This window comes from Shewanella scandinavica, from assembly GCF_031932065.1.
Taxonomy (GTDB): Bacteria; Pseudomonadota; Gammaproteobacteria; order Enterobacterales; family Shewanellaceae; genus Shewanella; species Shewanella baltica.
The window spans coordinates 20,312-43,528 of sequence record NZ_JAUOES010000008.1 but is presented as its reverse complement, the minus strand read 5'-3'; the positions used below and the strand labels follow the sequence as shown (position 1 = coordinate 43,528).

The 23,217-nt window shown below is 48.6% G+C and carries 14 protein-coding genes; 11 read left to right on the top strand and 3 right to left on the bottom strand.

Annotated elements, in window-relative coordinates; all coding sequences use genetic code 11:
• Window positions 1-175: 175 nt before the first annotated feature.
• On the top strand, window positions 176-817 hold the full coding sequence (gene nth / locus Q4Q50_RS08600) for an endonuclease III (protein ID WP_311899062.1): 642 nt from the start codon (window positions 176-178) through the stop codon (window positions 815-817).
• 11 nt (window positions 818-828) lie between these two features.
• Here nth and Q4Q50_RS08595 read toward each other — a convergent pair whose 3' ends face one another.
• Window positions 829-1,086, bottom strand: coding sequence for a hypothetical protein (locus Q4Q50_RS08595; protein ID WP_006087316.1), 258 nt, complete (start codon window positions 1,084-1,086; stop codon window positions 829-831).
• A 463-nt stretch (window positions 1,087-1,549) separates the two neighbouring features.
• On the opposite strand from Q4Q50_RS08595, the gene gloA reads away from it, so the two are divergent.
• Window positions 1,550-1,960, top strand: coding sequence for a lactoylglutathione lyase (gloA, locus tag Q4Q50_RS08590; RefSeq protein ID WP_006087315.1), 411 nt, complete (start codon window positions 1,550-1,552; stop codon window positions 1,958-1,960).
• Between the two features lie 156 nt (window positions 1,961-2,116).
• On the opposite strand, the gene msrQ is transcribed toward gloA, so the two are convergent.
• Together msrQ and msrP are read right to left on the bottom strand one after the other, a co-directional pair.
• Entirely contained in the window at window positions 2,117-2,785 is a 669-nt protein-coding gene (msrQ, locus tag Q4Q50_RS08585; RefSeq protein ID WP_311899061.1) for a protein-methionine-sulfoxide reductase heme-binding subunit MsrQ, read from the bottom strand.
• A gap of 46 nt (window positions 2,786-2,831) precedes the next feature.
• Window positions 2,832-3,866: a protein-methionine-sulfoxide reductase catalytic subunit MsrP gene (gene msrP, locus Q4Q50_RS08580; RefSeq protein WP_006081531.1), complete on the bottom strand. Its 1,035-nt coding sequence runs from the start codon at window positions 3,864-3,866 to the stop codon at window positions 2,832-2,834.
• A 264-nt stretch (window positions 3,867-4,130) separates the two neighbouring features.
• Between msrP and rmuC the strand changes: the two genes are divergently transcribed.
• The 9 genes from rmuC to recD all read left to right on the top strand — a co-directional run bounded on the left by rmuC (window position 4,131) and on the right by recD (window position 23,215).
• Complete coding sequence (gene rmuC, locus Q4Q50_RS08575; RefSeq protein ID WP_311891053.1) at window positions 4,131-5,690, top strand: DNA recombination protein RmuC; 1,560 nt, start codon at window positions 4,131-4,133, stop codon at window positions 5,688-5,690.
• Window positions 5,691-5,851: 161 nt separating this feature from the next.
• Window positions 5,852-7,777 carry a transglycosylase SLT domain-containing protein gene (locus Q4Q50_RS08570; protein WP_311899157.1) on the top strand — a complete coding sequence of 642 codons (1,926 nt, stop codon included), beginning with the start codon at window positions 5,852-5,854 and terminating at the stop codon, window positions 7,775-7,777.
• Between the two features lie 239 nt (window positions 7,778-8,016).
• The gene (locus tag Q4Q50_RS08565) at window positions 8,017-8,721 is read left to right on the top strand and encodes an EAL domain-containing protein (RefSeq protein ID WP_311899060.1); all 705 of its coding nucleotides are present in this window, start codon (window positions 8,017-8,019) and stop codon (window positions 8,719-8,721) included.
• A gap of 185 nt (window positions 8,722-8,906) precedes the next feature.
• Complete coding sequence (locus Q4Q50_RS08560) at window positions 8,907-9,818, top strand: AAA family ATPase (protein ID WP_011839940.1); 912 nt, start codon at window positions 8,907-8,909, stop codon at window positions 9,816-9,818.
• A gap of 99 nt (window positions 9,819-9,917) precedes the next feature.
• Window positions 9,918-11,024, top strand: coding sequence for a DUF58 domain-containing protein (locus Q4Q50_RS08555; RefSeq protein ID WP_311899059.1), 1,107 nt, complete (start codon window positions 9,918-9,920; stop codon window positions 11,022-11,024).
• Window positions 11,021-13,246 (top strand): transglutaminase TgpA family protein, encoded by a 2,226-nt coding sequence (locus tag Q4Q50_RS08550; protein ID WP_311899058.1) that lies wholly within the window; start codon window positions 11,021-11,023, stop codon window positions 13,244-13,246. Before Q4Q50_RS08555 ends, Q4Q50_RS08550 begins: the two co-directional genes overlap by 4 nt.
• A gap of 155 nt (window positions 13,247-13,401) precedes the next feature.
• Window positions 13,402-17,199, top strand: coding sequence for an exodeoxyribonuclease V subunit gamma (gene recC / locus Q4Q50_RS08545; protein ID WP_311899057.1), 3,798 nt, complete (start codon window positions 13,402-13,404; stop codon window positions 17,197-17,199).
• Window positions 17,196-20,984 (top strand): exodeoxyribonuclease V subunit beta, encoded by a 3,789-nt coding sequence (gene recB / locus Q4Q50_RS08540; RefSeq protein WP_311899056.1) that lies wholly within the window; start codon window positions 17,196-17,198, stop codon window positions 20,982-20,984. Before recC ends, recB begins: the two co-directional genes overlap by 4 nt.
• Window positions 20,981-23,215, top strand: coding sequence for an exodeoxyribonuclease V subunit alpha (recD, locus tag Q4Q50_RS08535; protein ID WP_311899055.1), 2,235 nt, complete (start codon window positions 20,981-20,983; stop codon window positions 23,213-23,215). The genes recB and recD overlap by 4 nt, the downstream gene beginning before the upstream one ends.
• Window positions 23,216-23,217 lie beyond the last annotated feature (2 nt).

Here is a 23,217-nt window from a genome sequence, read left to right as displayed (position 1 = left end):
CGCCTAGCGCACTTAAGCGACTGGAATTAAAACATAATATATCAAAGCATAAGCACTCTGCATAAGAACTCAAAGCATAGGAAATCAGCAGGTCTAGGTTTCAAGCTCGTTCAATCATCATTAATACCCTATTGATAATGGCTAGTTGAACCCAACAACCGCGCAGGAATCGTACATGAATCAAGAAAAACGCATCCAGATCCTCACCCGTCTTCGCGATAACAATCCGAAACCTGAAACCGAACTCAATTTTTCCAGTCCTTTTGAACTCTTAGTCGCGGTGACCTTATCCGCCCAAGCGACGGATGTGAGCGTCAACAAGGCAACGGACAAACTCTTTCCTGTGGCGAACACGGCCCAAAGCATTTATGCTCTTGGCGTCGATGGTTTAAAACAATACATAAAAACCATCGGCTTATATAACAACAAAGCCATCAATGTGATCAAAGCCTGTGAGATCTTAATTGAGAAATACAATGGCGAAGTGCCAGAAAACCGCGAAGCCCTAGAGTCTCTGCCAGGCGTTGGCCGCAAAACGGCTAACGTGGTACTTAATACTGCGTTTGGTTGGCCAACCATCGCCGTCGACACCCATATTTTCCGCCTCGCTAATCGCACTAAATTCGCGCCCGGCAAGAACGTGGTCGAAGTCGAGGAGAAAATGCTGAAAGTCGTGCCTGCGGAATTTAAAGTCGATGTGCACCACTGGTTTATCCTGCACGGACGCTACACTTGCCTTGCGCGTAAACCCCGCTGTGGCAGCTGTATCATTGAAGACTTGTGCGAATTTAAAGAAAAAATTTATCCTGAAGAGTAAACCCAAGCGAGTTAGCCTTGGCTTTTCTTCTCGAGCAAACTGACTAACTCTTCATATTTCGGCCCTTGCCCGAATTGCGGTAAGGCCACTGCAAAGACCACGAGTCCAAAGGCCATATAAATGGCGAACTCATTGACCCACAAACCAGATATCGTCAGTCCAGTACCCAGCACGACTAATGCAATCACAGCTAACCGCACTTTCTGCGCCATCTGTACTTTTCGCTTAGCCGATGCAATGAATGCTATTTCAGTTTCGCTAAACAACATCTTCAAATCCTTGTTAAGTTTTACGTGCATTAAATCACAGACAAACAAAAAGCCGCAATAGCGGCTTTTTTGCTTAACTTGGAACTGGGTTAACTCAAACTTGTATTGCTAGTTAAAAGATTGAAACAAAGAACGCGCTGAAAAATAAAGCAATTACAAGTGTAGTGCCTAAGGCCATTTTAAGTTCGGTGTTCATCATTCACTCTCCTAGTTGGTATGGCCATATTATCGTCAACCCTGCGGTAAAAACCCATGTTTGTATCTGTGTTTTGTGAGCAACAGCCAATTTATCGGCAATTTTCTTTTCAAAATTCGCAAAATCGTCCGTCGACAGCAAGCACTTCCCTATCCTAGCCAGCTATGTTGGTCAAGTTCGATAAAAACACAATGGATGACATTTGTAGTCATACGCACATACATTTTTGATATACTCCTCGCCGTAATCTATTTATAGAGAGGACCTATGTCGCAACTATTACACACTATGATCCGCGTCGGTAACTTAGAACGCAGTATAGCTTTTTATACTGAAGTACTCGGCATGAAACTCCTTCGCACCTCTGAAAACCCAGAATACAAATATTCTTTAGCTTTCGTAGGTTACGGTGAAGAGTCCACAGGCCAAGCCGTGGTTGAACTGACCTATAACTGGGGCACAGACAAATACGATTTAGGCACAGGCTTTGGCCACTTAGCCATTGGCGATGAAGATATTTACGCCCGTTGTGCTGCAATTGCTGCAGCCGGTGGCAAAGTAACACGCGCCCCAGGTCCTGTCGCAGGCGGCACCACTGAGATTGCCTTTGTTGAAGATCCAGACGGTTATAAAATTGAGTTCATCCAAATGAAATCGGCGACTCAAGGTTTAGGTTAAGTCTTGCCACCTGAGCAAGAAGATTAACTGAGCAGAACAGTTCGCTAAATGTGAAATGCCGAATCTTGATTCGGCATTTTTTTTTTATAATTTATATCTTGCGTTAGGCACAAAGAAACGGAAACAAGCTAACGATTCACCGCTCGCACTATGCGTTCAAGCTGATTTTATCGACGTTTTATCTTGTCCACTGGTCGTCTTTTTCACGGTTTTACTCGTCCCTTTGCGGCTGAGGATGCGCTTAAGCCAAGTCGTGCGCCATAGCAATAACACGCTAAAACCTAAGATATACAGACTCGGCTCGATGATTTCCGATTTTACCGACCAGTAAAAATGGATTGGCGCTAAAATCGCGACTAAATACACCCCATTGTGCAAGGTCTGCCAACGACGTCCCATCTTACGCATCAAGGCTTTAAACGAAGTTATCGCCAAAGCAGTGACGATAAGATAAGCCACAGCGCCGACAAAAATGTACGGTCGTTTTACCACTTCGCTAAACAGTAATTCCCAAGCAAACAACAGATCTAAACTAAAGAATGCCAGAATATGTAAAGTGGCATAGGCGAACACATACAACCCCACCAAGCGGCGGGTCTGCATTAATAGCCCTTGCTTTGTCAGCTTGGCAATCGGTGAGATCAATAAGGTCGCCGCTAAGGCATTTAACGCGCCTATACCTGTGTAGTGAATAATGTGCTGCACGGGATCGCCGCCCGCACGGCCTAACACTACGGTGAGCACCAGGTAGACGATGGGCACTAACCCCAGCAAATGAAATAACACTTTTAGCCAAAACAAATGCTTAGCGGTTAATCTCAACATAAGTCATCCCCGCTTAATGGCGTATTTCCAAACAGCAAACCAAGCATCAATAGTTTTTCCTCAGATCCATACCGTCATAGAGGGAAGCCACAAACTCGCCGTAACCGTTGAACGGCTGGGTATCAATACGGGTTGCTGAGAATAGTCCGCCCTCGCCAATACGACGTTCACTGGCCTGTGACCAACGAGGATGATCCACCGCCGGATTCACGTTGGCATAGAATCCATACTCGTGTGAGGCAAGCTGATTCCAACTGGTGGGCGGCTGTTTATCCATGACGCGAATTCGCACTATCGATTTAATGCTCTTAAAGCCATATTTCCACGGCACCACTAAGCGAATGGGCGCGCCGTTCTGCGGTGGCAGGGTTTTGCCGTACAAACCGACCGACATTAAGGTTAAATCGTTCATGGCTTCGGCTATCGTCAGACCTTCAACATAGGGATAATGAATGCCACCGCCCATTAATCGACTCTTCTGCCCCGGCATTTGCTCAGGATCAAAAGCGGTTTCGAAGGCGACATATTTGCCCTTGCTAGTTACACCCACTTTTTTCAATAATGCCGCCAGCGGGAACCCCACCCAAGGGATCACCATGGACCAAGCTTCAACGCAGCGCAGACGATAATTACGCTCCTCAAGCGGGAACATTTTAGTCAGATCATTAAAATCTAAAGTCATGGGCCGTTCGACTTCACCTTCGATACGCAGTTGCCAAGGATCGACTTTAAAACCTTGGGCATTATTGAAGGGATCTTGCTTGTCCGTACCAAACTCGTAAAAGTTATTGTGCTGCGTCACCTTATCCAGCGGAGTTAACACATCAGCATCACCGTATTGCTTATTGGTTTGAAAGGTCAGTGGCGTGGTGATAAATGAGGACTTAGGCTGATCGCCAAATAGATCGAACAATCCGGCCTGCACGTAACCTGGCACACTGGCGCCGATAGCACCAAGCCCCATAGCTTTCACAATCTGCCGGCGCGAGCGAAACACTGCTTCGGGCGTCACTTGGTTATCTTGCATGTGCCACTGCGCTTTTTTAAGAATACCTGGGGTAAAACGGGAATGTTTAGCCAATTGACACCTCTACCATCTAATGATTAACGCCACCGAGTCGCGATAAAAGCTTATCTGGCGCTCGTCTGTATCGCTCACTTCTATGCTCACTTTAATATAGACAGGTAAAATCCAGAAAAACTTTCCACCCGTGAATAAATTCACCTTAAACGTATAAGACTTGCTCATTCAAGCATTAAGCGCAGATATAGTTGATTAAAGGGCTTGAAGCCTATTGGGCGGCATGCGAACCTAAGCGCCAAAGCTAAAGGAGTGCTATTGATCATGCCATTTTCTCAATCTTTTTCCGTCGCCGAAATCATCGGCCTTCTCGCCATAGCCTTCTTAGGCCTATTGATCGGTGCTCTGCTCAACCAAAGACTCACCCGCCAACGTTGGCAACAACACAAAGATCAACTTGAGCAAGAGATGCGTCAAGTGAATGAAGATGCTGAATTATCCTTAGCACAACAGCAGATTTTGGTTGATGACAAAGAGGCGCAACTGCGCCAATACCAGCAGCGCCTTGAGCTCAAAATTGAACAATTAGGTAAAGCCGAGGCCTTAGCCGAACGTGTACCCACCTTAGAGCAACAATTAAATGACAGCCAGCGCCGTCAGTTAGAAATTCAATTGGCGCTGTCGAAATCCAATGCCATGCAGCAAACCATTCAAGCCAAGGCCGATGCCCAGCAAGAATCACTGCAGGATAAAATCGCTAGCCTAGAATCGGCCGAAGTGCGCTTACAAACCCAATTTGAAAACCTCGCCAATCGAATCTTTGAAGAACGTAGCGAAAACTTTAAGCATCAAAATGCCAGTCAACTCGAAGGCGTGCTTGGACCATTGAAACAACAGCTTGAAGGATTCAGACAACAAATTCGTGAATCCTACACCCACGAACAGTCCGAGCGCAGCGCCCTTAAACATCAACTTGAGCACCTGCGAGATCTCAATCTGAAGATGAGCCAAGATGCAATCAACCTGACCAAAGCGCTCAAGGGTGATAACAAGCAGCAAGGTAACTGGGGTGAAGTGATCCTCGATCGCGTGCTGCAGGAAAGCGGTCTACGTGAAGGCCACGAATACCATACCCAGCAAGATCTCAAGGACGACAACGGTAAGCGCTTTAAGCCGGATGTGATTGTGCATCTGCCAGAAAATAAAGACGTGGTCATCGATGCTAAAATGTCCTTAGTCAGTTATGAGCGTTACTTCAACAGTGAAGATCCTGCCCTACGCCAACAGGCGATTAATGAGCATGTGATCTCGATTCGCAGTCACATTAAGGGCTTGAGTCAAAAGGATTATCAAAATCTGCACGGGCTTAAGAGCCTCGATTATGTGTTGATGTTTATTCCTATTGAACCGGCATTTTTACTGGCGTTAGAGCATGATCCTAGCCTAGTCAATTTTGCTCTTGAGCAGAATATCATGTTGGTAAGCCCGACGAATTTACTGGTAGCCCTGCGCACCATTAACAATATTTGGCGCTACGAATATCAAAACCAACACGCGCAAACCATAGCAAAACAAGCGGGTCGTATTTACGACAAGTTATGTGGTTATATTGAAGACATGGAAAAACTCGGTCGTGCCTTAGATAACGCCGAAAAAACCTATCACAGCGCCATGAACAAGCTGTCATCGGGCAAGGGCAACCTAGTGCGTCAAGCCCACTTAATGCAGCAACTCGGGGTCGATACCAGTAAACAGCTGGATAAAATGCTGCTAGAAAAAGCACTCAATGAAGCCCAAGACGACAACGACACACAGGATGATGACGCTGAGCTAACGCTGCCGCCAACGCGCGATCCTAAGGACACAGAACTCGAATCCGCATAATGCCCAAATTGATAAACTGAGTTGATAAGTTGAGTTAATAGACTGATTTGATAAACAAAGTTAATAGACCTAATTGATTGATAGAGTTGAACACTCGCCAATAACCTTGAATCGATACGGACATGTCGATTGATACCTTGATGCCCGGAGGCAAACGCTCCATGTGCAAAGCCGTGATGAATGTGGTTATATCCAGCGCAATATTGCTCGCAGGCGCCTTGAATGCCCCTTCTGCATTCGCGTTAACGCCAACGCAGAAAACTTTCCTTGAGGCCGAAAAAGCCTTAAAGAAACAAGACTATGAAGTCTATAAACCCCTACGGGCAAAATTGGGCGATTATCCGCTGGCGATTTACTTAGACCATGATATCGACATCGGCGATCTCAATGGTTTGCATGGCGCTGCGGCAAAAAATCTGATTGATAAGTATCAAACCACGCCTATGTACAACAGGTTAAGGTCTAAATACTTAAACAATGCGGGAACCCAAAAACGCTGGAGTGATTATCTTGCGATAAGCCCCGATGTCCCTACCGACATCCGCCTGCAATGTTATTACTACGAAGCAAAACTTGCCAAGGGCGAGATAAAAACCGCCTATGCGGCGGCGCAATCACTCTGGGTCTTTGGTAGTTCACGGCCAAAAGAATGTGATCCCCTGTTCAACGCTTGGACCAAAGCGGGTAAACGCACTCAAGATGTGATCTGGGCGCGGATGATGCTGAGTTTTGAGACTAGCGAAACCAGTCTGCTGAGCTATTTATCCCAGAAAATCACCACCCATAATAACGAAGCGAAGCGCTTAGTCGCCGTGTATAAAGATCCAAACAGCCTGCGCCATACCGAAAAGTTTAAGGATAAAAATCCGATTGTGGGTGACATAGTCGCGGCGGGATTAAAACGCCTTGCCCGCAAGGATCTCGACCAAGCGATTAATTTGTATGAACGGTATCAAAAAGCTAATCGTTTCACGCCAGCACAAGCCCAACAGCTGGATAAATACTTAGTTCGCCGCATCTTAATCGAACAAGATGATAGCCATAAAAGCTATGTTGATAATGTGCTGGCCGAGCTAAAAAGTGACGACTTATTTGAACGCCGCTTAAGATGGGCCATTCGCGATCACGACATGCGCAGCATTGCCCGTTACTTGAACTTGCTGCAACCAGAAACCTTAGCTAAGGAACGTTGGCAATATTGGCTCTATCGCACCAATGCCAAAGATGCGCCTGAAAGTGCCACTAAGGCTCTTGCGACAATCAGCAATGAACGTAATTTTTACGGTTTTGCCGCCGCACAATTTTTAAATAAACCCGTCTCGCTGAATCAAAGCCCAGAGCCTATCGTCGACGCCAGCAGCCAAAAATTAACCGATGATCTGGGTTTTGTGCGCGTGCAAGAGCTGATGGCGCTGGACCGTTATTTCGATGCACGTTACGAATGGATGTCGCTACTAAAACGCAGTGACAATACGATGCGAGCCCGTTACGGCCGTTATGCCCATGAGCAAGGCTGGTATGATTTCGGCGTCGAAGCCAGCATACAAGGTAAGTTGTGGGATGACATTCCCCTGCGCTTCCCGATGGCGCACCAAGAAGGTTTTGAGCACGCCAGTAAAAAGCACAAAGTCAACATAGATGAGATTCGCGCGATCAGTCGCCGCGAGAGCGCGTTTTATCTGTACGCGACCTCAGGCGTGGGTGCCCGCGGCTTAATGCAAATTATGCCAGCAACCGCTAAAGCAACCGCCAAGAAACATGGGGCTAAATATAGCGATCCTAAGGATCTTTACAGCGCAGAGCTTAACCTCAATCTTGGCAGTGCTTACTATGCCCAGTTGTTAAAAGAGTTTAACCAGAACCGTATCCTCGCCACAGCCGCCTATAACGCGGGCCCATCACGGGTGCGTCGCTGGTTGGCAAACTCGGATGGAAAACTCGATGCCATGGGCTTTATCGAAGCCATTCCCTTCACTGAGACCCGTGAATATGTGCAAGCCGTCTTCAGCTATCGATTGATTTATGAGGCGCAGGAGCAAAAAGCGCATCCATTATTCAGCGAAGCCGAACTGAAGTTTGCTTACTAACTCGCGACATAAAAAGGAACTCGATGCTCAGCAGTATCGAGTTCCTACTTTTCAGCATACCCTAAGATAATGCTCATGCTTTAACCGCCTAAAATTCTTAATGATATTCTCTAAATTCAAATCATTAGCAAAGCGAATAATTATTCAGCAGTCACGCCGTTTTATCGTAAACTTGTTTGCACTGCGAGTGATTAAATGCGAATAATTAGTATTAATGCATTAAGACTCCCATTAGGCCCATGATTAACCTTAGCTCGTTAACACTTAGCTGCGAATACCAACCCTTTGTCGATCCCCATACGTTAGCCATCGACGGCTATGAAGCCTTAGCGCGTTTTTATCTACCTGATGGCGATGCGGTTGCACCTAATATCGTGTTCGAGCAATTGCATGAATCCACAGAATTACTCGCCGCCGTTGAATATCAAGCCAAAGCATTTCAACTCGCTCACGCGCCCAGCCAGCTGCGCATTTTTATCAATGTCGATCCCCACGCTGTCGATGGGCCACATACTGCCAAGCTTATAAAGCTGTTATCGCAGTACCAGCAAGTCACGGTCGAGATCATTGAAAATACCTGCATTAACGATGCCCAGCTTGCCAATCAGTTATTCAGCCAATTTAAACAAGCAAATATCAAGGTAGCGCTGGACGATATTGGTGCGCCCCACTCCATGCTTTGTGTCGATTTGATGATGAATGTAGATTATCTCAAGTTCGATCGCCATTGGTTAACCCACATCACACATCCCGAAGGAGTCCAGTTACTCATAGCGCTGATTAACTTTGCCAAGCAAACCAACAAACAGTGCATTCTAGAAGGCATAGAAACCGAAGCCCACTTGGCGTTTGCGCGAGACATAGGCGTCGACTTAGTCCAAGGCTTTCTGTTTAAATCTTGGTTTATTCGCCCCACCCGCACTCAAGCGCTGTGTCTTGCATAGATCCACGCGCCGCCCTTTGACTTTGCGCCACCAGCACACGCAAGCCTAAACGTCATTCAGTCGAGTAATTGATTTCGCACTAGAAATGCTACTGGATAAGCAGGCTATGATCCGCCATAGTGGTAAAGCTTGTCTGCTTTCGCAAGCACTTTCAGTTACGCTTTTAAATGTATTAGGAGTCGCCCGTGGCACAATCTGGGATCAGCGAATTACTGCAACAACTCGAACAAGTGTTGCTGGGCAAACCTAGGCAAATTCGGCTTGCTTTGGCCTGCATTCTCGCCCGCGGCCACCTGCTGATTGAAGATTTACCCGGCATGGGTAAAACCAGTATTTCCCATGGCATAGCCCAAAGCTTGGGCTTGAGTTACCAAAGAATTCAATTTACCAGCGACATGCTGCCCGCTGATATTCTTGGTGTGTCGATTTTTGATAAACATCAGGCGCAATTTATCTTCCATCCAGGACCGATTTTTAAGCAGATGATCTTGGCCGATGAAATTAACCGCGCTAGCCCTAAGACCCAAAGCGCCTTGCTTGAAGCGATGGCCGAACAACAAATCTCCGTCGATGGCATCACCCACAGATTACCCAATCCTTTCTTTGTGATCGCGACCCAAAATCCCACAGATCAATCCGGCACATTTCCGCTACCAGAATCGCAGCTCGACCGGTTTATGATGCGTCTGTCAATTGGTTATCCAAGCCACGACGCCGAACTTGCGATGCTGAAGAGCAATCATAACCACTTAACCTTAGATCAACTGCCCCAATGCCTGACACCACTGGCCTTGATGCAACTGCAAGAACAGTGCGACAAGGTGAGCGCTTCCGATGCCTTACTCAATTACATTCTGGCCTTAGTGAGTTTTTCTCGCAGCCAAAGTGATAGCGTGGGTTTATCGCCCCGCGCCACCAAAGCCCTATTGCAAGCCGCTAAGGCATGGGCTTTTTTAGCGGGGCGACATTATTTAGTCCCTGAAGATGTACAAGCGGTCTTTTGCTGCGTGGCGGAGCACAGACTCAGAACCAGTAGCCAATTACAGGGTGAAGCCTTATCCGAGCGAATTCTGGCGAGCGTTAACCCCATCATGTGATGAACCGCTGTCATGAACAATATTGCTAAGGCATGCAGTTAATCGAGCAGTTAACCTAGGCATTAAAGCAAGCCATTCAACCATGGAAGTGATGCAGAAGTGAAACGACTGATACGCCCTACTTTCGTTCCGACTCTAGTACCGATTTGGCAGCGTTGGTTAGCAAGGCGTTTACCACCGAGTCCTGAAATCACCTTAAGCCATCGCAGCATTTTTATTTTGCCGAGCGGTTTTGGCTTAGTTTGGCTCGGGTTGGTTTTACTCTTATATCTATTTGGCACTAACTATCAAAATAACTTAGTCATTGGCCTTAGCATCTTATTATTAAGCCTGTTTAATACCTGTATTCTCTACAGTTACAAAAATCTGGCGGGTCTACATTTACGCGCCATGACGCCGCCCGAAGTCTATGCGGGAGAGACCTTAACCTTTCCGGTCCTCATCAGCACCCATCACAGTGGCCATAATATTCAGCTTAACTATCCGCATAATCGCACTTATACAGTGCAGAACGTCGGTACAGATGAACAGCAAGCGCTCGTGCCCTTCGAATATCATCAGCGGGGCCAAGTGTCACCGGGTCGGCTCAAAATTGAATCCTTCTATCCCTTAGGGCTTTGCCGCGCATGGTCCCATGTGGATTTGGCCATTAGTCACTTAGTCTTTGCCCAACCAATTGAAGCACAGTTGCAGCTTGAGGCTGATCATACTCAGTCGGAGCAAGATCCTCTGTTACTGGCGGGTAAACATGTGTCGGGTATCGATGAGTTTAAAGGTCTTAAACCCCATGTGCTCGGCGAGTCCCTCAAGCAAGTGGCGTGGAAACAGTGGGCGCAGGGTCGCGGTATGTTGAGTAAAGAGTTTCAGCAGCCCCAAGGCGATCCCGTTTGGTTAAGACTCAGACCCGATGCTAAACGGCTCGAAACCCAATTGAGTCAGCTAAGCTGGCAAATCAATAAACTCACGCAACTTGAGCAGTATTTTGGCTTACATCTGCAAAACCCAATGGGAGACGATGTCCTGGTCGCGCCCGCGATAGGCAATAACCACAGGATCGCCTGTCAAAAAGCCATTGCCTTATATCCACAATTAGCGCCTTCAGCGGCGAAGTCCCAATATCAGTCATCAGACGCTAATCAGCCACAAAAAACGAATCAAGCTCCCCGCAAGCAGCATCATATCCCTACTTCGAGGGAGCAAGTATGAAGTTAGCGGCCAATAGCACGACACCGCAAATCGGCGACAATATTAGCCGCCAGACACTTTTTTGGTTATTGATCACCAATATTGCGGTATTAAGCCCGCTATTTGATAAGACCACGCCTTGGACCTTAGGCATTTGCGCAATTTGTTTGCTGTGGCGTGTGGGGATTTATGTCGGCAAAGTTGCAAAGCCGCCGCGTTTTTTGGTGACCAGTCTTGCGATCGGCGCCGCAACCACACTGGCACTCGTTTCAAAGGAAATAGGCTTACTCAATGCGCTAGTGAACCTGCTGCTGTTAGGTTATGCCTTAAAATACATTGAAATGCGTAATCAAAGGGATGTGCGCGTTGTCGTCCTCGCGGGCTATTTTATTATCGCGCTGACCTTTATTGATCACCAATCCTTACTCAATACCGCGCATTTACTCGTGGTGACGCTGATCAACACCTGCGTGCTCGTGACCCTGTATCAAGATAAACACTCCCTAAAACACACGGCGTGGCTCGGTGGTAAATTTTTACTCCAGAGTGTGCCCCTCGCGCTGCTGTTGTTTTTGGTGTTACCGCGTTTTGCGCCGCTCTGGTTAGTGCCCAACATGAAAGAAGCCCAAACGGGCTTGTCCGATAGTCTGGCCATTGGTGATATCGGTAAGCTCACCCGTTCGACCGAGCTGGCCTTTAGGGCGAGTTTTACCAATGCGGCGCCCATTAATGCTGAGTTATATTGGCGCGCTCTGGTGATGGAAAACTATGACGGTATGACTTGGCGTCAGGAGGAAGGCATTAAAAAGCTGCAAAAAGATGCGCTGCTGTTTCCGCCCTCTCGGCCCAGCCCCGCTTTGATGCTTAATAGTCCAGCTTCAACAATCACCAGTCCTGACGCTGTGACCAATAACCCTGATTTAATGACCAATGATCCTGATTTAACAAAAAGCCCCGCTTCGATAAGTCGCGAAGGTCAAGATACTGCAAAACAAGGCAAGCAAAACAATAAGCTGAGTCTTCGTTACCAAGTGATTGCTGAGCCGAGCCACCAGCCGTGGTTATTTGGTCTTGATGTCGCCTACAGCCAAGATGATAGTGTGGTCAATATGCCCGACTATCGACTGTTAGCGCTGCGCAATGTCGATCAGCGAATGAGTTATCAAGTGGAGTCTTGGCCCAAAGCTAAGATGGATCTCAGGCTCTCGGCGCGGCAAAGACAGATTAACCTCGAACTGCCGAGTAACAGTAATCCACGAACTTGGGCGCTGGCCGAGCAATTTAAGACTCAATATCCCGAGCCTAAGCCACGACTCTGGGCCATGATGCGCCACTTTAATACCGAGCCTTTTTTCTACACACTCACGCCGCCTCCCCTTGGGCCGCAGCAAGTGGATGATTTTCTATTTGAAAACAAAGCCGGATTTTGTGTGCACTATGCCGCCGCCTTCATTGTTATGGCGCGGGCCACAGGTTTACCCGCACGTATGGTTACAGGTTATCAGGGCGGCGAATTTAATCCGCAAGCGGGTTACTACAGCGTGTATCAATATATGGCCCACGCATGGGCAGAGGTTTGGCTCGAAGGTGAAGGTTGGGTGCGTTTCGACCCGACCGCTATGGTGGCGCCCGATCGTATCGAACAAGGATTCGACGCCCAGTTTGATCCCGCGCTGAGTTATCTGCAGGAAAGCCCTTTTAGTAGCTTACGCTTTAAATCCATGCCTTGGCTCAATGAGTTAAGGCAACGTTTTGCCAGCATAGATTATTACTGGAGCGTGTGGGTATTGGGTTTCAATCAAGATAGGCAGAATCAAGTGCTCAGCGGCATTTTAGGTGATGTGACTAACACTAAAATCGCGGTATTTATGGGGCTGTGTATCAGCCTTACTGTGCTCTATATCGCCTACAGTGCGGGGCTTTTACATTTTAGCACTCAGGGCGATCCCATCAGCGCCCGCTATCAACAGATCTGCAATCGCCTCGCCCGCCATGGTATTAAGCGTAATGACAGTGATGGGCCAAACCAATTTGCACAGCAGATTATCGAGCAATACCAACACTGTGCACCACAGCTTTGCACGCTGATGCACACCTTGACCCAAAGTTATGTGGCGCTGAAGTATCAAGATTTACCGGCTGATGACTATCAAGCGCATTTAACAAAATTTAAAGCGGCGGCGAAGCAACTGAATTGGTTATTGCTCAGAGCCAAAGTGAAAGATAAGTTCAATTTAGCCTAGCATTCGTCAACTGAGCTGTAACTGGCGATACATCATCGGAGCAAGCACCAATAAACACCTAAAATTGCGGGTTAATTCCACAGAAGCAGCAATAGTGTTGAATCTTATAAATCAAACACATAGAATTGTTTTATTGTCACCATGCCGAGTTGCACATGCTAAAGTTAATCCAGTCCAATCAGATGGAAGTGCTCTGCGCCCATTTAGCCGCTTACCTGACCCAACCCCTTGCTTTTGCACGTCTACTGAGTAACGAGCATATTCTGGTGCAGAGCCCTGGCATGTCGACTTGGCTGCGCCTCGAAATCGCCAAACAAAATGGGATTGCCGCCGCATTGGAATTTCCGCTGCCATCGAGCTTTACTTGGCAGTTGTGCCATGACTTATTGCCCGATGTGCCCAAGGACAACGCCTTCACTAAGGCGGCGATGACGTGGAAGCTGATGCAACTCTTGCCGCGCATGTTGCAAGATAACGCCTTTGGGCCATTGAGACACTATCTAGGCCATGTGCAAGGTAATAGCCTAGACAATATGCTAGACAGCACGTCCACCACAAATAGCGCCGATACGAGTGAACATCTCAACACCAGTGATATGACGGCTGACGACATTAAGCTGTACCAACTCTGTGGCCGTATCGCCGATATCTTCGACCAATACTTAGTGTATCGCCCCGATTGGATTTTAGCGTGGGAGCAAAACGAGCATCCCGAATCACTCACCAAGCCGCTGAATGATGACCAACGCTGGCAACCCATTTTATGGCGCGCACTGATTGCCTTTAACCGTGATGAGCTTAATCAAAGCCATTACCATAGAGCCAACTTACACAGTGACTTGATTGCCGCGCTGAATAATCCCGACACATCACTCGCCAAATTGCCACAACGCCTATTTGTGTTTGGCATTTCCTCGATGGCGCCGCAAACCCTTGAAGTGCTTTACCATCTGGCAGGCCGCATTGATGTGATCGTACTGGGCTTAAGCCCGTGTCAGCACTATTGGGGTGACATTGTTGATCCCCGTAATCGTGCCCGTATGGCTGTGCAATATGTGGGTAAACGCCAATTAGCCGAACTGTGGGAAGATAAACTCGAAGTGGGCAATCCGCTGCTTGCCAATAACGGCAAGATGGGCCGTGAATTACTCGATATGCTGCTTGAACTTCCCGCCGAACACTGCGACTTTGGCGACGATGTGTATTGTGATCCCTGTGACGATCCCAACGATCCACACAGTCATGCCAGCATGCTCCACGGGGTGCAATACGATATTTTGGAGATGCAAACCTTAGACAGAGTGCTAGGGCCTGATGCAGAGCTGTATCAGAATGTCGAGAACAGACGCCTGCTTAAGCGCGACGATGAATCCATTCGAGTCAAGAGTTGTCACAGTCCACTGCGGGAAGTTGAAACCCTGCACGATCACTTGCTTGAGTTACTCAGCAACCATGACGACCTGACACCCAAAGACATAGTGGTCATGATGCCCGATGTGGCCGCTTACGCACCCTATATCGATGCTGTCTTCTCGGCGAAGCAAGGCCTACATTACATTCCCTACGCAATTGCCGACCGCGGCGCGGCGCAAGAATCACCGCTCATCAATAGCTTTTTGAATTTACTCGGGATTAATCAAAGTCGTTTTGGTCTGACCGATATTCTAAGCATACTCGAAGTGCCCGCCATTTTACGCCGTTTCCAACTCGATGACGATGAATTGCAACTCATCCGCCGCTGGTTAGATGAAGCTGGCGTGCGCTGGGGCCGCGATGAACAAAGCCGCCTTAAGCAAGGTGTGCCAGCGTTTGAGCAAAACTCCTGGGCCTTTGGTATTAAAAGGCTGATTTTAGGCTACGCCTTGAGTGACGATGCGCCGCTGTACCAAGACCATCTAATCGTGACTGGCATCGAAGGCCAATCGGCGCAGGCGCTGGGTAAGTTACTCAATTTTATTGAAGTACTCGATAAAACGGCGCAAATACTCGCCCTGCCGCAAGTGGGCGCCCTGCGTTTGGCTGAATTAACTGAGCTGCTGGATGCCTTCTACGACACAGATGAAGACGAGCGCGAACAGTTACAGGAAATCCGCGATGCCATTGCCGCCCTAGAGCAAGAGTTACTATCGGCGGGCAAGCCCTTAGATTCAAACTCGTTAGATACAAGTATGTTCGAGACGCTAGCCCAACAGAGTATAAGCGGACTGAGCCTCAGTATTGAAGTGCTGCAACAGTGGTTTAATCAACGCTTAACCGAATCTCGGGTCGGCCAGCGTTATCTTGCGGGGAGCGTGAACTTTTGTACCTTGATGCCGATGCGCTCGATCCCCTTTAAGGTCGTGTGTTTACTCGGCATGAATGATGGGGTTTATCCTAGGGTTCAACATCCCGTCGGCTTTGATTTAATGGCGCATTTCGGCGCCCGTAAAGGCGATCGTTCCCGCCGTCTCGATGACAGATATTTGTTTTTAGAAGCCTTATTGTCGGCGCGCGAGCAACTGTACATCAGCTACATCGGTCGCAGCGAACGGGATAACTCTGAACGTATCGCCTCTATGCTCGTCTCTGAACTGATTGAATATTGTCAGCTGTGCTATTTGCCTGAAACGCTATTGGCTCAATCGCAGAAAGCTTCAAGCCCCATAGACCCAGAAGATGCTGAAAAAGCCCTCTATAACGCGATCGTCAGCCACCAGCCGCTGCAACCCTTCGATCCTAAGTTATATCAAGTCGCAGTAAAAAATAGCGACGAAGATGGCTCAAGCATAGGCCAAAGTTACAGCCAGCAATGGTGTCCACCCAATGCCGACGCAGCGGGCACACATGCGGGCCGCTTTATCGACGTGCAAACGCGCATCATGCTCGAAGCAGATGAACCAGACTCAATGCCAGATACAGAAGCACAGCCAGCTTCTGTGCACGCAACGCAAAGCAAGCAAGTGGATATGTCTGCCCTGATCCGTTTCTTTCGAAATCCGGCGCAGTACTTCTTCAACCGAACGCTTAAAGTCGATCTTAGCCTTAATATTCAGGCCGATGATAATGACGAGCCCTTTAGCTTAAATGCACTAGAGCGCTATATGTTGCAGGCCCAGTTACTCGACGATGCCATAGGCCAAGGTCTGACTGAGCCCGATATCGAGCTGATTAAACGCCTCAAAGCCAGCGGCAGTTTGCCCATGCAGCCCTTCGATGATTTACTGCTACGCCAATATCAGCACGATATTAAGCCTTTGATTGGCAGAACCTTGTTCCTTAAGGGAGAACAAGCCAGCAGTCATGCGGATATTAAACTCCTGTTTGACTTACCCATCACGGCGGGTAAATCCCAGCAAGTGTTACTGCAAGGCCGTATCGATGACTTAAGCCCTAAGGGATTAGTCAATTACCGTCCCGGTAGCGCCCACGGCCGCGATGTGCTGAGGTTATACCTTCGCCACCTGTGTTTAATGGCAATGGGGCACACACATGCAAGCTATCTACTCGATATGGGGCATTTTCACGCCTTAGCGCCAATTACTGCTGAGCGCGCCCATGCGTTACTGGCCGATTTGCTGGTACTGTTTTATCAAGGTCAGCAATATCCACTGTGTTTTATGCCGCGCACCTCACTGGCCTACGTCAGCTGCGAGGGTGAGCACGATGAGCGTTTGCAGCAAGCGTTACCTGAATGGCTGGATGAGCAGAGTCAATTAGGAGAAGGGAACGAGCCCCATTATCAGCGCTTATTCAGCTTCCCGCGGGATTTCGCTGAGGATAGCTTTGGCGCATTAGCCGAGCGCATCTATCGCCCTATGGTGAGTTTATATCTCAAAGACACACTGGCTCAGCTTGAGGAGTTTGCGCTGAACGATGGCATGACCCAAGGCCAAACACCCGATGTACAAGCGACTGACACACGAGCGACTACAGCACATTTGAACCGCGATAGCGCACAGGGAGAGCAAGCATGAGTGAACCGATGCAGTTAAACGCAGCAGCGTTACATTCAGCACCACAGGCGCTTGATCCTCTCACTCTGCCCTTTGGCGGTAGTCGTTTGATTGAGGCCAGCGCTGGCACTGGTAAAACCTACACGATTTCAGGTCTTTACTTACGCTTATTGCTTGGTGATGGTATAGCAGCGCCGCTCACCTGCGAGCAGATTCTCGTGGTTACCTTCACCAATGCGGCCACCGAAGAGCTAAGGGATCGTATTCGCCGGCGTATTCAAGTCGCCTTTAAGTGCTTCTTAGGGCTAACGATTGCCGATCCCTTTGTGCAGGCGTTGTATGACAACACTCCTGAGAGTGAACGCGCCATTGCCCTGCGGCGTTTCGATCTCGCCCTTAAATCCCTCGATGAAGCGGCGATTTTTACCATCCACGGTTTCTGTCAGCGAATTTTATCGGATCTCGCCTTTGAGTCCTCCTTGCTGTTCGAATCGGACTTTACCTTGGACGACAGCGAATTTTTACACCATGCCGTGCGGGATTTTTGGCGTGAGGCCTGTTATCCGCTGCCCGATTACTTAGCGCAAATCATTGCTAAGGAATTTGGCGAGCCCGATGGTTTGGTCAAACAATTGCGACCGCTCCTTGGCGCCAGTCAAGCAAAGCCTCTGAAACCCGCGCTTAAGTTTGATGCCTTAGCCCTATCACTGCGCCAAAGTTTAGAGCGCTTTAAATTAGCTTGGCCAAGGGGGCGTGATGGCTTATTGGCATTGCTACACAGTTTGCCACTCAATGGCACCCGCTTTGGCAAGGCAACGGATAAGTACCCTAAGCTCGCCGCCATGTTCGATGCGCTGGATAACTGGCTCGCCTTCGGTCATGGGTTGCCGCCGCTGAAAGAGTTAGAAGCCTTGTCCTTGTCTGAGTTAAAGCTCAACAAGGGCGGCGTGATCCCAAGTGTGAGCGAAGCACCACTGATGGATCATATGGAGCAACTTGCCACATTAATTGCCGCCATTAAACCGGCATTTTTGTATAGCGCGAAACTCGGCATAAGCGAGCGATTTGCCCAGCAAAAGCAGCAAAAAAACGTGCTGACCCCAGATGATTTGCTCACGACATTAGCAAGCGCGCTACATGCCAATAATGAAACCTTGCCCAAAGCCGTGGCAACACGTTTCCCCGTCGCGCTTATTGATGAATTCCAAGATACCGATCCGCTGCAATTTGCGATCTTCTCTGGCATCTACCAAGGCCGCTACTCGTTTGAACAGCAAGGTGTAGACGCTACCGAAAATAAGCTCAGTCTGTTGATGATAGGCGATCCTAAGCAAGCCATTTATGCCTTTCGCGGCGCCGATATCCATACCTATATTGAGGCCCGTCATCATACGCAGGCCCACTATCATCTGGATACAAACTACCGCTCAAGCGCAAACATGGTCGCTGGGGTTAACCATCTCTTTAGCCAGCATCACGATCCTTTTATCAGTCAGTCGATCCCCTTTGATAGCGTGAAAACGCCCAGCAGTGCCAAGGGGAAAATCCTCACTGAAAAAACCGTCAATCCAGCTGCCTTAAGATTAAGACTCTTAAGCGAAAGCGCAGAAAACGGCCTCAACAAAACCACCGCCAGACACTTGCTCGCCGAAGATGCAGCAGCGGAGATCACCCGTTTACTGACAGATGCGGCCAATGGCGAATGCCACAGTCCAAACGGACCTTTGATCGCTAAAGACATCGCTATCTTAGTGCGGGATCGCAACGAAGCGGCGGTGATGAAAACCGCATTGAGTAAACGCCACATAGGCGCGGTGTTTTTAAGTCGTGACAGTGTATTCGATACCCTTGAAGCGCGGGAAATGGCGTTAATTTTGCGTTCTCTGGCGAATCCTAAGGATGAGCGAGCACTGCGCAGCGCCCTAGCCACGGCATTATTGGGCTACAGCGCCGAGCAAGTTCATGCCTTCAACCAAGATGAAGAGCACAGACAGCTGTTATTAGAGCAGTTTTTTAACTTGCACCAAGTGTGGCAAAAACGCGGCATCATGCCCGCGCTACTAAGCCTTGCCAATAGCACTAAGCTGATTGACCGTTTACTGCACACCGCCAGTACGCAAACCGATGCACAGGAGCAAGATGCCACGAATGGCGAGCGCCGTTTGACGGATTTTCGTCACCTTGCCGAGCTATTACAGCAAAAAGCCACCGAGCTTGATGGTATTAGCGCCCTGCTTAATTGGTATGAACAGCAACTGATCGATAACACGGGCACCGATGAACAGCAGCTGCGCCTCGAGAGCGAGCAGAATCTGGTGCAGATCGTTACTATCCATAAGAGTAAGGGCCTTGAGTATCCCGTGTGCTTTGTGCCCTTTGTCAGCCTAGCCCGCGACAATCGCCGTCGCCCGACGCCTATGCTGTACCACAGAACCAACGATGCAGGTGAGCAAGAGCTAGTATGGGATATCGAAGGCACGGATGAGGGTTGGGATCGCGCCAAACAAGAAACCTTGGCCGAAGACTTGCGCTTGCTATATGTGGCGCTCACTCGCCCTGTGTATTTGTGTTACTTGTATATCGCCAATCACAGTCGTCAGCTTAAAAATGGCCTTAAAAGTCAGCTGCATGAAACCGCCATCGGCTATCTGCTCGGCATAGGCGACTCAGAATGTGACTTTGCCCGTATCTGCAATGCAGCGCAGCAGCTCGCCCAAGATGTGGAAGCCATAAGTATTGATAAGGTGCCCGATGACATAGACGAGCGGCCATTGCCCTCAAGCCAAGACATAGCACAACTACTGAGCGCGAAAACCTTAACCCGCCAATACAGCACGCCGTGGCGAGTCGGCAGTTATTCAGGCCTAGTTAAAAATACCAGCCATGGTAAAACCGCGCCGGGTGCCGACGATGAAATATTAGGTACGCTTGAATATATGGCTGCGCAAACACTCTCTATCCCTGATGAGCCAAGCCATGATCTGCAGGATGGCATGCTCAATCGCTTTAACTTTGAGCGCGGCGCCAATGCCGGTAGCTTTATGCATTTAGTGTTAGAAGAAATTGATTTTACACAGGCAGAAATCGACTTACCGCTGCAATTGCCTAAAGCCATGCTGCAATACGGTATCGCGCCCGAATGGCAAACAGTATTACATACTTGGTATTTGGATGTGCTGCATGCACCGCTCGGCGCTATGCCGCACGCCTTAGAGTCGCAAGTCACGGGGCATGTAAGCGCCGTCAAACCGACTCATCCAGATCTGTGCTTAGCCAAGTTATCGCCGCAGAATACCTTAGTCGAAATGGAGTTTTATTTACCCTTAAGCGAACTTAAAGATGCTGAGCTCAATGCGCTACTGCTGCAATTTGGCTATGAGTCGACACTTAAGTTTGATGATCTCAAGGGCATGCTCAAAGGCTTTATCGACTTAACCTTTGAATACCAAGGTCAATATTATATCGCCGACTATAAGTCGAATCATTTAGGCGACAACATCAATGCCTATCATCAGAGCGCGCTGCAAAGCGCAATAACCGATCACAGGTACGATTTGCAGTACATTCTCTACTCATTGGCGCTACACAGGTATTTGAGTTTACGCCTGCCAAGTTATGACTACGATAGCCACATAGGCGGTTGTTATTACTTGTTCTTACGGGGAATGTCAGCTCAATATCCCGGCTATGGTATTTACTACGACAAGCCGCCGAAGGCACTTATTCTCGCGCTAGATTCACTTTTTAATGACAATTTATTTCACAGCAGATTGGCTCGTGCAATCGATACAGGAGTCACGGCATGATGCGCTCAACTCAAGGGCTAAATGCACATTCACTCACAGCCGCGAAATGGATAGACCATGGCGCAATCCAGCTTAGCGCGCCGCTACCAGAGCTGTTGAAACTGTGGGAGCAGGAACGACTGCTCACACCGCTCGACCGACATTTCGCGCTCGAGATGAGCCACTTACATCCAAGTGACAGCCAACACCCCTTGTTTATGTTGCTATGTGCGCTGTTAAGCCAGCAATTATCTTCACAGCACAGTTGCCTAGTGCTCGCCCATATCGTGCCGCTTAATCCTATGGCCGAGCAAAATAGCCATTGTAAAATCAGTTTAAGTCTCGAAGCGCTAACAGAGACCTTGCAAAGCTTTGATGCCGTTGGCCAAGCTGGCAGTAACAAACCACTTATTTTGGATAATGGCAGACTCTATCTACAACGTTATCATCAATTTGAAACCTCAGTGGCCGCTTCTTTAATCCGCCTATCAGGCAGCGTATCTAAGCACTCTGAAGACGCAAGCCACCAAGAGCAAACTCAAACCGCTAAATTGAGGTCACTGTTAGATCAACTGTTCCCTGCCAATGTGAGCGATCCCCATTCACTCACTCGCAATGCAATCACTACCAATGTAATCACTAAAAGTGAAGGCACACAAAGCGCAGCGACCATTGATTGGCAAAAGGTCGCCACGGCCACAGCGCTAGGTAAAAAACTGTCAGTGATCACTGGCGGCCCAGGTACGGGCAAAACCACCACTGTGACTAAGCTTTTGTTATTGTTGCAAATGGAATCACAACAGGAAATCCGTTTAGTCGCCCCCACGGGAAAAGCTGCGGCTCGCTTAAGCGAATCGATCAAAGCCTCAAAAGCCCGTCTGGCGAAGGAACTCAGCGCCCATGCTGATGTTGTTGATGAAACTCGCAATAGAAATAACCAAGACTTTTTAACGGCATTGGGGCGTATTCCAGAAGAGGCATCAACCCTACACAGACTGCTCGGAGTGATCCCCAATTCGCCGCACTTTCGCCACCATCAAGGTAATCCGCTGCGGCTCGACTTATTGATCGTCGACGAAGCCTCTATGGTTGATTTACCCATGATATATAAATTGCTCAGCGCCTTGCCCGAGCACGCCAGTTTGATTTTACTCGGCGATCAGGATCAACTCGCCTCGGTTGAAGCCGGCGCTGTGCTCGCCGATATTTGTGCTGGCCTGAAAATGCCAGTAGCTCCCAATAACCTTGCGCAAAACAACATAGCATCTAACAACCAAGCTCTGTGGCAAATGCGCTATTCCAAGGAGCAAGCCGAGCGCCTGAGCGCTTTAACGGGTTTTGAGTTAACACCCTATATCAGCGATAGCCCTAAACTTGGCGATAGCTTGTGTATGCTGATGCACAGTCACAGATTTAAAGGCGATGCAGGGATTGGACTGCTCGCTAGCGCCGTCAATCGCGCGGATCTTCAAGGCATATTGCAAGTATGGCAACAAGGACCTGCTGAATTGAACTGGCTAGAACACAGCATGGTCATAAGCCAAACCCAAGCCAAAGTAAGCGAGCCTGCTAATAATGTGGGACTCAATTTACTGTTAGAGCAAGCCTGCCAACAATATGGCGCCTATCTCAGTGCCTTGAATAGCCATGCAAGTAACAATGATGCAGGTAATAGTGATCTAGGCACACGTCCAAGCACGGCTGACATCATAGATAGCTTTAACCAGTACCGCATTTTATGCGCTATGCGCTCGGGCGATTATGGGGTCGAAGGTATCAATCAGTTTGTGACTCAAGCACTGGCCAATGCCAAGCTGATTAAACCGCTGCAGGAGTTTTATCTGGGTCGGCCGATTATCATCCAAAGCAATGACTATAACTTAGGCCTGTTTAACGGTGATATCGGATTGATTTTGCAGGATGAAGATAAACCCGAACGCTTAATGGCGCACTTTATCAAGGCCGATGGCAGCCTGTTAAAAGTCTTGCCAGCCCGTTTGCCCAGCCATGAAACCTGTTACGCCATGACAGTCCACAAAAGCCAAGGCAGTGAATTTAGCCGTGTAGCCTTAGTGCTGCCACCGAACCCCAGCTTAGCCCAATGGCAACTGCTGACCAAAGAGTTGGTCTACACCGCCATCACCCGCGCTAAAGTGCATTTTACCTGCTTAGGCACCCAACACGTATTCGAGCGGGCCAGCAGCCAAGCGACTCAGCGTGCATCGGGTCTTGCAGACAGGCTTTGGGGTTAAGT